Annotated in this window: 14 protein-coding genes; 1 reads left to right on the top strand and 13 read right to left on the bottom strand. The window is 72.5% G+C overall.

Features of this window, described 5'->3' with window-relative positions:
* Positions 1 to 25: 25 nt before the first annotated feature.
* On the top strand, positions 26 to 628 hold the full coding sequence (locus Asi02nite_RS22915) for a VOC family protein (protein ID WP_239126955.1): 603 nt from the start codon (positions 26 to 28) through the stop codon (positions 626 to 628).
* Here the strand turns inward: Asi02nite_RS22915 and Asi02nite_RS22910 are convergent.
* From Asi02nite_RS22910 to Asi02nite_RS22850, 13 genes are all read right to left on the bottom strand, one after another.
* Positions 625 to 1,302 (bottom strand): M23 family metallopeptidase, encoded by a 678-nt coding sequence (locus Asi02nite_RS22910; protein ID WP_239126952.1) that lies wholly within the window; start codon positions 1,300 to 1,302, stop codon positions 625 to 627. The genes Asi02nite_RS22915 and Asi02nite_RS22910 overlap by 4 nt on opposite strands.
* Before the next feature lie 123 nt (positions 1,303 to 1,425).
* Positions 1,426 to 3,570, bottom strand: coding sequence for a catalase/peroxidase HPI (gene katG / locus Asi02nite_RS22905; RefSeq protein WP_203715945.1), 2,145 nt, complete (start codon positions 3,568 to 3,570; stop codon positions 1,426 to 1,428).
* A gap of 142 nt (positions 3,571 to 3,712) precedes the next feature.
* On the bottom strand, positions 3,713 to 4,741 hold the full coding sequence (locus Asi02nite_RS22900; RefSeq protein ID WP_203715944.1) for a hypothetical protein: 1,029 nt from the start codon (positions 4,739 to 4,741) through the stop codon (positions 3,713 to 3,715).
* A 36-nt stretch (positions 4,742 to 4,777) separates the two neighbouring features.
* Positions 4,778 to 5,065 (bottom strand): DUF1905 domain-containing protein, encoded by a 288-nt coding sequence (locus Asi02nite_RS22895; RefSeq protein ID WP_203715943.1) that lies wholly within the window; start codon positions 5,063 to 5,065, stop codon positions 4,778 to 4,780.
* Positions 5,066 to 5,114: 49 nt separating this feature from the next.
* Entirely contained in the window at positions 5,115 to 5,477 is a 363-nt protein-coding gene (locus Asi02nite_RS22890) for a cupin domain-containing protein (protein WP_203715942.1), read from the bottom strand.
* A gap of 43 nt (positions 5,478 to 5,520) precedes the next feature.
* Complete coding sequence (locus Asi02nite_RS22885) at positions 5,521 to 6,141, bottom strand: maleylpyruvate isomerase family mycothiol-dependent enzyme (protein ID WP_203715941.1); 621 nt, start codon at positions 6,139 to 6,141, stop codon at positions 5,521 to 5,523.
* Positions 6,131 to 6,697: a TetR/AcrR family transcriptional regulator gene (locus Asi02nite_RS22880; RefSeq protein WP_203715940.1), complete on the bottom strand. Its 567-nt coding sequence runs from the start codon at positions 6,695 to 6,697 to the stop codon at positions 6,131 to 6,133. Before Asi02nite_RS22880 ends, Asi02nite_RS22885 begins: the two co-directional genes overlap by 11 nt.
* A 44-nt stretch (positions 6,698 to 6,741) precedes the next feature.
* Positions 6,742 to 7,485 (bottom strand): SAM-dependent methyltransferase, encoded by a 744-nt coding sequence (locus Asi02nite_RS22875; RefSeq protein WP_203715939.1) that lies wholly within the window; start codon positions 7,483 to 7,485, stop codon positions 6,742 to 6,744.
* 10 nt (positions 7,486 to 7,495) lie between these two features.
* Complete coding sequence (locus Asi02nite_RS22870) at positions 7,496 to 8,512, bottom strand: branched-chain amino acid ABC transporter permease (protein WP_203715938.1); 1,017 nt, start codon at positions 8,510 to 8,512, stop codon at positions 7,496 to 7,498.
* On the bottom strand, positions 8,509 to 9,390 hold the full coding sequence (locus Asi02nite_RS22865) for a branched-chain amino acid ABC transporter permease (RefSeq protein ID WP_203715937.1): 882 nt from the start codon (positions 9,388 to 9,390) through the stop codon (positions 8,509 to 8,511). The genes Asi02nite_RS22870 and Asi02nite_RS22865 overlap by 4 nt, the downstream gene beginning before the upstream one ends.
* A complete protein-coding gene (locus Asi02nite_RS22860; RefSeq protein ID WP_203715936.1) occupies positions 9,387 to 10,625 on the bottom strand; it encodes an ABC transporter substrate-binding protein in 1,239 nt (412 codons plus the stop codon). Before Asi02nite_RS22860 ends, Asi02nite_RS22865 begins: the two co-directional genes overlap by 4 nt.
* 20 nt (positions 10,626 to 10,645) lie before the next feature.
* Positions 10,646 to 11,338, bottom strand: coding sequence for an ABC transporter ATP-binding protein (locus tag Asi02nite_RS22855; RefSeq protein WP_203715935.1), 693 nt, complete (start codon positions 11,336 to 11,338; stop codon positions 10,646 to 10,648).
* The gene (locus Asi02nite_RS22850) at positions 11,325 to 12,083 is read right to left on the bottom strand and encodes an ABC transporter ATP-binding protein (RefSeq protein WP_203715934.1); all 759 of its coding nucleotides are present in this window, start codon (positions 12,081 to 12,083) and stop codon (positions 11,325 to 11,327) included. The genes Asi02nite_RS22855 and Asi02nite_RS22850 overlap by 14 nt, the downstream gene beginning before the upstream one ends.
* Positions 12,084 to 12,099: the final 16 nt, after the last annotated feature.

Here is a 12,099-nt window from a genome sequence, read left to right as displayed (position 1 = left end):
GATACTGGCACAAATTGGAGGCTCGATGCCCGCGACAGTCGACATGAAGCTCGAAGTCGTCGTCATCCCGGTGGCCGACCCCGACCGATCCAAGGAGTTCTACGCGGGTATCGGGTGGCGCCTCGACGCCGACCTGGCCCAGGGCGACGTGCGGACGATCCAGTTCACGCCGCCGGGCTCGCCGTGCTCCGTGCAGTTCGGCCGCAACAAGACGACGGCCGCGCCCGGCTCGGCGCAGAACAACTACCTCGTCGTCACGGACGCGCAGGAGGCCCGGGCCGCGCTGCGGGCCGCGGGGGTCGAGGCGGAGGAGGTGTTCCACGTGACGCCGGAGGGGCGGGCGAGCGGGCCGGCTCCGCAGAGCCGCAGCTACACGACGTTCACGATGTTCCGCGACCCCGACGGCAACAGCTGGCTGGTCCAGGAGGTCACGACGCGGCTGCCCGGGCGGGTCGACGCGGCAGCCACCGCGTACGCGTCGGTCGAGGACCTGGCCAACGCCATGCGCCGCGCGTCGGCCGCGCACGGCGAGCACGAGAAGCGGACCGGCCAGGAGGACGCGAACTGGCCCGACTGGTACGCGTTGTACATGGTGCGCGAGCAGTCCGGCGAGGACCTCCCCACCTAGGTCAGCGCCTCGACGACCTCGGACTCGCGGGGCACGCCCTCGGCCACCTCGACCGGGCGCGCGCCCCGCCGGCGCCACGCCCGGTAGGACCGGAAGGCCATGGGCAGCCCCGTCGCGACGTACGCATCGGGTCCGTCCATGGCCTGGATGTGCAGGTGCGGCTGCGTGGAGTTGCCCGAGTTGCCGCAGGACCCGATCTGGTCACCGGTCGTCACGACGTCGCCCACGCGGACCCGGACCGACCCGGCCCGCAGGTGCGCCAGCAGCACGTGGGCGCCGCCGTCGGGCAGGGCGAGCACGACGTGGTTGCCGGCGATCGCGCCGGCGCCCGCCCGCACCCGGGTCGCCTGGGTCAGCGCGTACGGCACCTTCGCCACGACCGAGCGGCGCGCGACCTCGTCGGACCGGCCGTCGAACACCGCCACCACACGGCCGGCCGCGGGCGCCAGCACCGGTTGGCCGAAGGCGTAGAACCGGTCGACCGGCTCGGTGGACAGCAGCGCCCGCCAGTCGCGGACGGTGGCGGTGCGGCGGCCGCGCACGGCGACGAAGTCCATCGCGTACGTCGTCGCGAACAGGTCGGTGCCGTGGCTCGGCACCCGCCGCGCCGGGCTGTTGCGCGCGAGCCAGGTGCCCCGGAACGGCAACGCGAGCGCGACGCGGTCGAGGGCCACGCCGCGCACTCTACGCGGGCCGGCGCCGGCGCACCCGCCGCGCCGCGCGGGTCCGGTGTGGACGGTCGGCGAAGGCACGGAAAAGGCGCCGGGCGGATCGCCCGGCGCCTTCTCGTGTTCAGGTCAGACGTCGTACCGGTCGAGGTTCATGACCTTGACCCAGGCGGCCACGAAGTCCTCGACGAACGTCTCCTTGGCGTCGTCGGTCGCGTAGACCTCGGCCAGGGCGCGCAGCACCGAGTTGGAGCCGAAGACGAGGTCGGCGCGGGTGGCCGTCCACTTCGGCTCGCCCGTGACCGCGTCGCGACCCTCGAAGATCTCCGCGTCCTCGGAGGTCGGCTGCCACGTCGTGCCGCCGAACTCGACCAGGTTGACGAAGAAGTCGTTGGTCAGCGTGCCCGGGCGGTCGGTGAACACGCCGTGCGTCGACTGCCCGGCGTTGGCGCCCAGCACCCGCAGGCCGCCCACCAGCACGGCCGTCTCCGGCGCGGTCAGCGTCAGGAGCTGCGCCCGGTCGACCAGCAGCTGCTCGGTCGGGCGCTGGTGGCCCTTGCCGAGGTAGTTGCGGAAGCCGTCCGCGGTCGGCTCGAGCACCGCGAACGACTCGATGTCGGTCTGCTCCTGGGTCGCGTCGGTGCGGCCGGGCGTGAACGGCACCGTGACCTCGTGACCGCCGGCCCTCGCGGCCTGCTCGATCGCGGCGCCGCCGCCGAGCACGATCAGGTCGGCGAGCGAGACGCGCTTGGCGCCCGTGTTGAACTCGCGCGCGATGCCCTCCAGGGTGCCGAGCACCCGGGCGAGCTGCGCGGGGTCGTTGACCTCCCACTCGCGCTGCGGCGCGAGCCGGATGCGGGCGCCGTTGGCGCCGCCGCGCTTGTCGGTGCCGCGGAACGTCGAGGCCGACGCCCACGCGGTCGAGACCAGCTCGCCCACCGTCAGGCCGGAGGCCAGGATGCGCTCCTTGAGCGCCGCGACGTCGGCGTCGTCGACGAGCTCGTGGTCGACGGCCGGCACCCGGTCCTGCCAGATCAGCTCCTCGGCCGGGACCTCGGCGCCGAGGTAGCGCTGGATCGGGCCCAGGTCGCGGTGGGTCAGCTTGAACCAGGCGCGGGCGAACGCGTCGGCGAACTGGTCGGGGTGCTCGTAGAACCGCCGCGAGATCTCCTCGTAGATCGGGTCGACGCGCAGCGCGAGGTCGGTGGTCAGCATCATCGGCGCGTGCCGCTTGGCCGGGTCGTGCGCGTCCGGCACGAGGTCGGCACCCGCGCCGTCGGCCGGCTTCCACTGCTTGGCACCGGCCGGGCTCTCGGTCTGCTCCCACTCGAAGCTGAACAGCGTCTCGAAGAAGGTGTTGTCCCACAGGGTGGGCGTCTTCGTCCAGGCGCCCTCGAGGCCGCTGGTGATGGCGTGCGCGCCGACACCGGTCTCGTGGGTGCTCTTCCAGCCGAGGCCCATCTGCTCGATCGGCGCGCCCTCGGGCTCGGCGCCGACGTGGTGGGCGGGGCCGGCGCCGTGCGCCTTGCCGAAGGTGTGGCCGCCGGCGATCAGCGCGACGGTCTCCTCGTCGTTCATCGCCATGCGGCGGAACGTCTCACGGATGTCGCGGGCCGCGGCGAGCGCGTCCGGGTTGCCGTTGGGGCCCTCGGGGTTGACGTAGATCAGGCCCATCTGCACGGCCGCGAGGGGGTTGGAGAGCTGGCGGTCGCCGCTGTAGCGCTTGTCGCCGAGCCAGGTGTCCTCGTTGCCCCAGTTGATCTGCTCGGGCTCCCAGGTGTCGGCGCGGCCGCCGGCGAAGCCGAAGGTCTCGAAGCCCATCGACTCCAGCGCCACGTTGCCGGCCAGCACCATGAGGTCGGCCCACGAGATCTTCTTGCCGTACTTCTTCTTCACCGGCCAGAGCAGGCGACGGGCCTTGTCGAGGTTGCCGTTGTCGGGCCAGCTGTTCAGCGGCGCGAACCGCTGGTCGCCGGCGCTGGCGCCGCCGCGGCCGTCGAAGATCCGGTAGGTGCCGGCGCTGTGCCAGGCCATCCGGATGAACAGCGGGCCGTAGTGGCCGTAGTCAGCCGGCCACCAGTCCTGCGAGGTGGTCATGACCGCGTTGATGTCGGCCTTGACCGCGGCGAGGTCGAGGCTCTCGAACTCCTTGGCGTAGTCGAACTCCGCGCCCATCGGGTTGCCCGCCGGGGGGCTCTGGTGGAGGACGGTCAGGTCCAGCAGGTTGGGCCACCAGTCGCGGTTCGACCTCGCCTGCGGGTGCTCACGTGACACGTTGGTCTTCTCTCCTCGAGTTCAGAAAAGCGGGCGGCCCGTGCGACGGGCGCAGGATCAGAGTCTGATCACTTTTCTGGACTGAGTCAAGAAAGGCGCGGGCGGGTTCCTCGTCACGTGTGGTTCCCGGGCGTGTCGCGGGTCACCGGGCCGCGGTGGTGACCTCCGGCGCGGGAGCGGGAGCCGGGGCCGGGGCGGGCACGAGCACCCGGTTGACCGCGAGCAGCAGCCAACCGATCACGGTGCCGGTGATGACCCCGATCAGCGCGTAGAGGGTGTCGGAGTCGGCCGCGTTGACCGCGAGGTTCCCGGACAGGGCGGTGAACCACGACGCCACGGGGACGGCGTAGACCGTGCCGAGCAGCATGAACAGCACGAGGGCCGGATAGAGCACGAGGAGCACCAGCAGCTTGGGCAGCTGGCCCAGCCACGGCGGTGGACCGCGCGGGAGGTCGCTGCTCAGCAGCGCCACACCGACCAGCAGCAGCGTGCCGAGCAGCATCATCGGCGTGAGCCGGCTGCTGGGCGAGAGCACGCGGCAGAGCACGATCGCCACGACCGTGCCGAGCGCGACCACGCCGCCGACCGTCCACCTGACCTTCGCCCGGTCGGGCGCCGCGGTGGCGGCCAGCGCCAGGGTCAGCACCGCCAGCAGGGCGCCGAGCGTCGCGGCGGCGGGGGTCAGGGCGGCCTCCGCGTCGGTCGGCGACTCGGTGCCGGAGACGAGCGGCGTCAGCGCCGCCGCGATCGCGGCGCTGATCACCAGCGAACGCAGGCGGGGCTCGCCGCGGCCGGCCCGGAGGTGGACGAGGCCCGTCACCGCGACCGCGACCAGCGCGCCCGCGATCGCGAGCACCGCCGCCGCCCCGCCTCCCGCGACGTCTGCCCGGTCGACGAGCAGGTCGGTGGCGATCCAGGCGACACCGGTGGCCGGGCCGAGCCAGCGCGCCAGCCGGCCACCGCGGCCGGCGAGCACGATCGCCAGCGCGATCGCGACGATCGCGGAGAAGCGTAGGTCGCGCGCCCAGTAGGTGTTGTTCTCGGCGTAGTCGAAGGCGAACTCGCCCTGCAGGTCGACGAGCGGCTGCCAGTACGCCATGTCGACGGCCCAGAGAACCGCCGCGCCCAGTGCGACACCCATCGCGGTGAAGCCCCGCCAGTCAACCCGCATGACGGGAACGGTAGACCACGCCGGCGGGTGGCGCGACTAGCCGAGCCGCTCCACGAGCACGACCGTCACGGTGGCGCCCGCTTCCTTGCCGATCGCCTTGCGGACCTCGGCCTTGACCGGAAGCTTGTGCCGGCCGTCGCCCATCGCCATGAACGAGCTCTCGAACGGCTGCCCGTCGATCGTCCCGCGCACCTTCACCAGACCCCGGGTGCCGAAGAACGCGACGGACTCGGGCCAGACCACATAGGTGTGTCCGCCCTTCGCCGGGCTCTTCACCAGCGTCGCGCGGAACTCCCTGTCGAGCACACCTCGTTGCGCTGTCACGGGAACCAGTATCCACCGTGCCCCTGGCCAGCGGAAACACCCTGTAGGGTCAACGGCGCCGCGCGTAGTCGCCGATCTCACCGAAGTCGAGCATGACGCAGGACTCGTCGCCGAGCACCTCCGCGTCGTGGCCCGGCTCGATGGCCAGCACGTCGCCCGGGCCCACCTCCATCGTGGGACCGTCGTCCATCGTGATGCGCATCCGTCCGGATAGGACATAGCCCAGGTGCGAGGTCAGGCACGACGGCGTGCCGGCGATCGGCTTGACGTTGGTCGACCACTGCCAGCCCGGCTCGAACGTGGCGCGGCTGATCGGCCGCCCGGCCACCGTCACGAGCTCCGCGAAACCCTTGCCCTCGAACGGCCGTGTCTCGTCCGGCTTGTCGAACGTACGGCTCTCCAACCCCTTCATCGCGACCTCCTCGGCAGCGGCGCGGATCGGTTCGCCTTCCACGCTACCGCCGCAGCGTCTGCGCACCAGCCCCGGTGAGCCGCGGCAGTCCCACGGGGCGCCCTGTCATCAGCAGCAGGATCGCGTCCACCGGGCCCTCCACGACCGGCCCCGCGCCCACCCGGAAGTCGGCGTCGGTGGCGACGAACGCGTAAGCCCGCAACGGTTTCATGGCGCGGAACAGCCACGGGCGCGACCAGATCCGGGCGGCGGCCGCCGCGGCCGCGTGCGGCGGCATCTCGTGCCGCCGACCCAGCGGCAGCATGATGTCCTGGCTGTGCACCAGCACGTCGATCAGCGCCTCGTTGTCGGTCATGAACGGCATGTGCCGGCGCGAGCCGATGTGCCCCCGGATCTCGGCGATCAGCGCGGTGGTCGGCGTCGCCGCCTTGACGAGTGGTGCGTCGCGGACGGCCCGGTCGACGTCGCCCCGCGCGCGAACCACGTCGCGCAGCGCCTGCCCCACCCGGATGTGCTGGAACGTCAGGTGCGCGACGACGTCCCGCACGGTCCACTCCGCGCACAGCGACGGCTGCCGCCACTCGTCGTCGGACAGCTCCTGGAGCTGGTCGGTCAGCGCGCGGCGTTGGGCGTCGACCACCCGCCACAGCTCGTCACGGTCCATCGGGGCCTCCCAGCAACGCTTCCACCAACGGGGTGAGGCGCCCGCCCGGATCGAAGGCGGGGTCGGGGTTGGCGAGCTCGTGCAGGACCAGGCCGGTGTACGCGTTCGCGATGATGGCCGCGTCGCGCCCCGGGTCCCGCGAGCCGGACACCCGCATCCACATCGTGAACCAGGCGTCGACCCGCCGGCCGGTGGCGAGCAGGTGGGCGCGCAGCGCCGGGTGGTGCGCGGCCTCGACGAGGATGACGTAGCGGGCCAGCGTCAGCGTGCGGTGCGGGCCGACCGCCTCGCGGGCGACCGTGGCCAGCGCCGCGGCGAGGTCGGCGGGCGTGGCCGGCGCGCGGTCGGCGGCGATCTCGTCCCAGACCGCCCTCTCCCGCTCGGCGAACCGGTCGACCACGCCGCGGAGCAGCGCGTCGCGGGTCCGGAACAGGTTGGACGTGGCGCCGGCCGGCAGGCCCGCCTCGGCATCCACCGCGCGATGGGTCACCGCGCGGACCCCGCCCGCGCCGAGCAGGGTGATCGCGGCGTCGAGGACCTCGGTCCGGCGGCCCACGCCGCGAGACTACATCCGTAGTGTCGTAGACTACAAGCGTAGTGTCAGCCGACCGGGCCGAGCGTCAGATAGGCGAGGCCCAGCAGGCCACGGTGGCCGCGCAGCCACATGTCGCGCTGGCTGTCGAGCCGCGACCGCAGGTCGGCGGCGTCGGGGTGGTCGGCGTGCGTGAGCAGCCACTCCTCCCCCTCGGCCGCCAGGCCGGACTCGAACTCCGCCCACTCGTCGGCCGTCGCGTGCTCGACGCGGAGCGGGCGGAACCCGGCGGCGATCGCCCGGTCGACCAGGCCCGCCAGGTCGTCGCAGTCGTCGGCCTTGGCGCCCGGCCACATCCGGGCCAGCCGCTCGGGCGGCGGCGGCTGCTCCCAGAACTCGACACCGAAGAGCACCCGGCCGCCGGGGTTGACCAGACCGCGCAGCGCGCGCAGGGCCTCGTCGAGGTCGCCGAGCGCGTGCCAGGCGCCGATGCTCAGCACCACGTCGGCGGGCTCCCGGTGCGCGGCGGCCGACCCCTCGACGAACGTCACCCGATCGGCGAGGCCGCGGGCGGCCGCGTTGGCCCGGCCGCGGAGGACGTCGGGACCGTGGCTCTCGACCCCGACGCCGTGGGCGTCCGGGCAGCGGGCCACCACCCGCAGCAGCAACTCGCCCCAGCCACAGCCCAGATCGACCACGGTGGTGGGTCGGCGGGCCGCGAGGTCGGCGGCGAGCCGGTCGGCCCGTGCGCCCGACAGCGGGCCGTTGAACTCGAGGTGGGCGCCCGTCCCGGGCGTGGGAGCGTCGGTCACGGCCGGGACGCTAGCCATCGCCCTCCGAGGGCGCCACCGATTTGCGGGCACGGCGGCGCAGCAGATCCGCGGCGGTGCCCCAGAGCCCGCGCCGGAAGACCAGCACCACCACGACGAACAGGGCACCGGTGACCAGGCCGACCGCCTCGAAGCCGGAGAACGACAGCCAGTCCTCGAGCCGCACCAGCAGCCCGGCGCCGAGCACACCGCCCCAGAGCGTGCCGATGCCGCCGAGCACGACCATCACCACCGCCTTGCCGGAGGTGGTCCAGTGCAACGTGTCCAGGGTGACGAAGCGGTGCCCCATGGCGAACAGGCCGCCGCCCAACCCGGCGAGGAACGCCGACAGGACGAACGCCAGCAGCTTGTAGCGGTGCACGGGGTAGCCGAGTGCCCGGGCCCGGGCCGGGTTGTCCCGGATGCCGACCAGCACGCGGCCGAACGGCGAGTTGACGATCCGCCAGGCCGCCCAGAGCCCGAGCAGCACGACCGGCAGGGCGGCGTAGTAGAAGTAGTACGCGTCGGTCAGGTCGAGCCCGAACAGCTCGCGCGGCACGCTCTGCAGGCCGTTCTCGCCGCCGGTCAGCCCGCGCCGGTTGTTGGCGACGTAGTAGACCAGTTGCGCGAAGGCCAGCGTCACCATCGCGAAGTAGATCCCGGTGCGGCGCACCGCGAGGTAGCCGATCGGCACCGCGAGCGCGGCGGCGACCAACGCCCCGGCCAGCACGGCCACCGGGAACGGCACACCGGCGTGGATGGCGACCAGACCGCTGGCGTACGCGGACGTGCCCCAGAACGCGGCGTGCCCGAACGAGAGCAGGCCGGTGTAGCCGAGCAGCAGGTCGACCGCGACCGCGAACAGCGCCCAGCACAGGATGTCCACGGCGACCGCCGGATAGAGGCCGTTCGGCAGCCAGAGCGCGACCGCCAGGCCGGCGGCCAGCAGGGCCCAGCGCAGCCAGGGCGGCGCACCGGAGGCGGCGCGCAGCAACGACGGTGCCCGGCGCGGTTTCGTGGCGACGCTCATGCCGGTGCCTCCTCGCGCCCGAACAGCCCGGCCGGCCGCCAGAGCAGCACGACCGCCATGATGACGAACACCGACGTCTGTGCGACGATCGGCCACTGGTCCAGATAGGACTCGCCCCAGGCCTGCACGAGGCCGATCCCGAAGCCGGCGGCCACCGAGCCGAAGATGGAGCCGAGGCCGCCGATCACCACGACGGCGAACACCACGATCACCAGGTCGGCGCCCATCAGCGGGTTCACCGCCCGCATCGGGGCGGCCAGCACGCCGGCCACGGCCGCGAGCGCGATGCCGAAGCCGAACACCGGCGTCACCCACCGCCCGACGTCGATGCCGAGCGCCCGGGTCAGCTCGGGCCGCTCCGTCGCGGCCCGCACCACCATGCCGACGCGGGTGTGCCCGAGCAGCCACCAGACGCCCGCACAGGCCACGGCCGCGAACGCGAGCACGAACACCCGGTAGGCCGGGAAGTCGAACAGTCCGAAGTCGACGGTGCCGGTCAGGCCGGCCGGGGTCGCGTACGGGCTCGACGTCGTGCCGTACCGCAGCTTCACCAGGTCCTGCAGCACCAGCGTGAGACCGAAGGTGAGCAGGAAGTTGTAGAGCGGGTCGAGCCGGGCCAGCGGATGCACCAGCGTGCGCTCGACGGCCATCCCGAACGCGCCCAGCACCAGCGGGACGATCAGCAACGCCCACCAGAACGGGATCCCGAACTCGGTCAGCAGCAGGTAGGTGCCGACCGCGCCGAGCATGTAGCAGGCGCCGTGGGCGAAGTTCACCACCCGCAGCATGCCGAAGATGACCGACAGGCCGAGGGCGAGCAGGGCGAGGAACGCCCCGCTCACCAGGCCGTCGAAGGTGTGCTGGAGGAAAGAGCTCATAGCTTGCAGTCGGCCGAGGGGGTGCGGAAGGCCTCGGCCGCGGGGATGGTCTTCAGGATCTTCACGTAGTCCCAGTCCTCGGTGACCTCGGCCGCCGGCTTCACCTGGGCCAGGTAGGCGTCGTGGATGACCCGGTGGTCCTCGGCCCGGATCTTCCCGTTGCGCAGGAACACGTCGTTCACGGCCTTGCCCTCGAGTTGCTTCACCACGGCGTCGGCGTCGTCGGTGCCGGCCGCCTGCACCGCCTCGAGATACTGCAGGGCCGCCGAGTAGTTGGCCGCGTGCGCGAACGTCGGCCGCGAGCCGGTCTCCTTCAGGAACCGGTCGGCGAACGCCCGGTTCTCGGCGTCGAAGTTCCAGTACCAGGCGTCGGTGTAGGTGGTGCCCGCCAGCGCCGCGGGCGTCAGCGAGTGGATGTCGGTGAGGAACATCAGCCCGACCGAGAGCCCCACGCCCTTCTCCCGGAGCTTGAACTCGTTGTACTGCTTGACGAGGTTGACCAGGTCGCCACCGGCCTGCATCGTGCCGAGCACGTCCGGCTTCGGGTTCAGCGTCGGCGCCTTCAGCAGGAACGAGGAGAAGTTGTCGTTGGGGAACGGCGTCGCGTCCTTGCCGACGATCGTGCCGCCCGCGCCGGTGACGGCGGTCGAGAAGCTCTTCTCCATGTCCTGCCCGAACGCGTAGTTCGGGTAGACGATGTACCAGTTCTTCGCGCCCTGCTCGGTGACGGTGCGACCGGTGCCGTTGGCCAGCATGTACGTGTCGTACGCGTAATGGAACGTGTATCGGTTGCAGGACTTGCCCGTCAGGTCCGTGGTCGCGCCGCTGATGTTGAAGTAGAGCTTCTTCTTCTCCTTCGCGACGTCGGCCACCTTCAGCGCCGCCGACGAGGTGGGCACGTCGAGGATCGCGTCGACGCCCAACCTGTCGTACATCTCGGCGGCCTTGGTGTTGGCCACGTCCGGCTTGTTCTGGTGGTCCGCGGTCTCGACGGTGATGTCCTTCGCGATCGCGTCACCGCCGTGCTTCGCCTTGAAGTCGGCGATGGCCATCTCCACGGCCTTGACCGAGTTGGTGCCCGAGAGCGCGAGATAGACGCCCGACTGGTCGTTGAGCACGCCGAGCACGATCCGGTCGCCGGAGAGCTTGCTGTCCGACGACCCCTGCGGTCCCCCACCGCCGCAACCGGCGAGCAGGAGCGCGACGGCACCTACGGCTATGGCCCGTTTCCTCATCAGCTGCCTCCACTGTGTAGTCAGATACCGAGGTACGTGAGCAGCTCGCCTTCCCGCTCCCGGACCTCGTCGTTGCGGAGCGTCTCGACCACCCGGCCCTCGGCGAGGAGGTGGTGGCGGTCGGCGACGCCGGTCGCGAAGCGCAGGTTCTGCTCGACCAGCAGCACCGCGGTGCCCTGGTCGCGGACCTGGCGCAGGATGTCGGCGACCCGGGCGACCAGCAGCGGGGCCAGCCCTTCGGTCGGCTCGTCGCAGAGCAGCACGCGGGCGCCCATCCGCAGCACCCGGGCCAGCGCGAGCATCTGCTGCTCGCCGCCGGAGAGCTGGGTCGCGGCGGAGTTCCGGCGCTCGTGCAGCACCGGGAAGGTCTCGTAGACCCGGTCCAGGGACCACGGGTCGGGGCCGACGGCCGGGGGCAGGGTCAGGTTCTCGGTGACCGAGAGCGAGGCGTACGCGCCGCGGTCGTCCGGCACCCAGCCGAGCCCGAGCCGGGCCCGCCGGTGGGCCGGCAGCGACCCGATGTCCCGGTCGTCGAGCGAGATCGTGCCGCGCCGGCCCGGGTGCAGCCCCATCACGCAGCGCAGCAGGGTCGACTTGCCCGCGCCGTTGCGGCCGACCAGCGTGACCACCTCGCCGGGCGCGACCGTGAGCGCGACATCGCGCAGCACCGTGGCCTCGCCGTACCAGGCGTGCAGTCCCTCAACCCGCAGCATCGGCCGCTCCCAGGTAGGCGGTGACGACCCGCTCGTCCGCGCGGACCTCGTCGTACGGGCCCTCGGCGAGCACCCGGCCCGCCTGGAGCACCGTGACCCGGTCGGCGAGCCGGCCGACGACGCTCATGTTGTGCTCGACCAGCACGACCGTGCGGCCGGCCCGGACCCGGTCGACCAGCTCGACGGTGCGGTCGACGTCCTCCATGCCCATCCCGGCGGTCGGCTCGTCGAGCAGCAGCACGTCGGGTTCGAGGGCGAGCGCCAGCGCCAGCTCGAGGGCCCGCTTGCGGCCGTAGGGCAGCGCGTCCGACGGCACCTCGGCCAGCCCGTCGAGGCCGACCATGGCCAGCAGCTCGTCGGCCCGCCCGCGGTAGCGGTCGAGCAGCTTCGCCGACCGCCAGAACCGCCAGCCGAGCCGGCCCCGGCCCTGCAGCGCCAGCTCGACGTGCTCGCGGGCGGTGAGCATCGGGAAGAGGCTGGTGATCTGGAACGAGCGGGCGACGCCGCGCGCCGCGATCCGCTCGGGCGGCAGGCCGGTGATGTCCCGCCCGGCCACCTCGATCCGCCCGCCGCTCGGCTTCAGGAAGCCGGTGAGCAGGTTGAACAGGGTCGTCTTGCCGGCACCGTTGGGGCCGACCAGCGCGTGCACGGTGCCGGGCGCCACCGCGAGGTCCACGCCGTCGACCGCCCGGAACCCGCGGAAGTCGCGGGTCAGGCCATGGGTGGCCAGCATCGGCTCAGCCATCCGCCGCCTCCCGTTC

It is taken from the genome of Asanoa siamensis (genome assembly GCF_016862555.1).
GTDB lineage: Bacteria > Actinomycetota > Actinomycetes > Mycobacteriales > Micromonosporaceae > Asanoa > Asanoa siamensis.
This window is presented reverse-complemented; position numbering and strand designations above follow the sequence as displayed.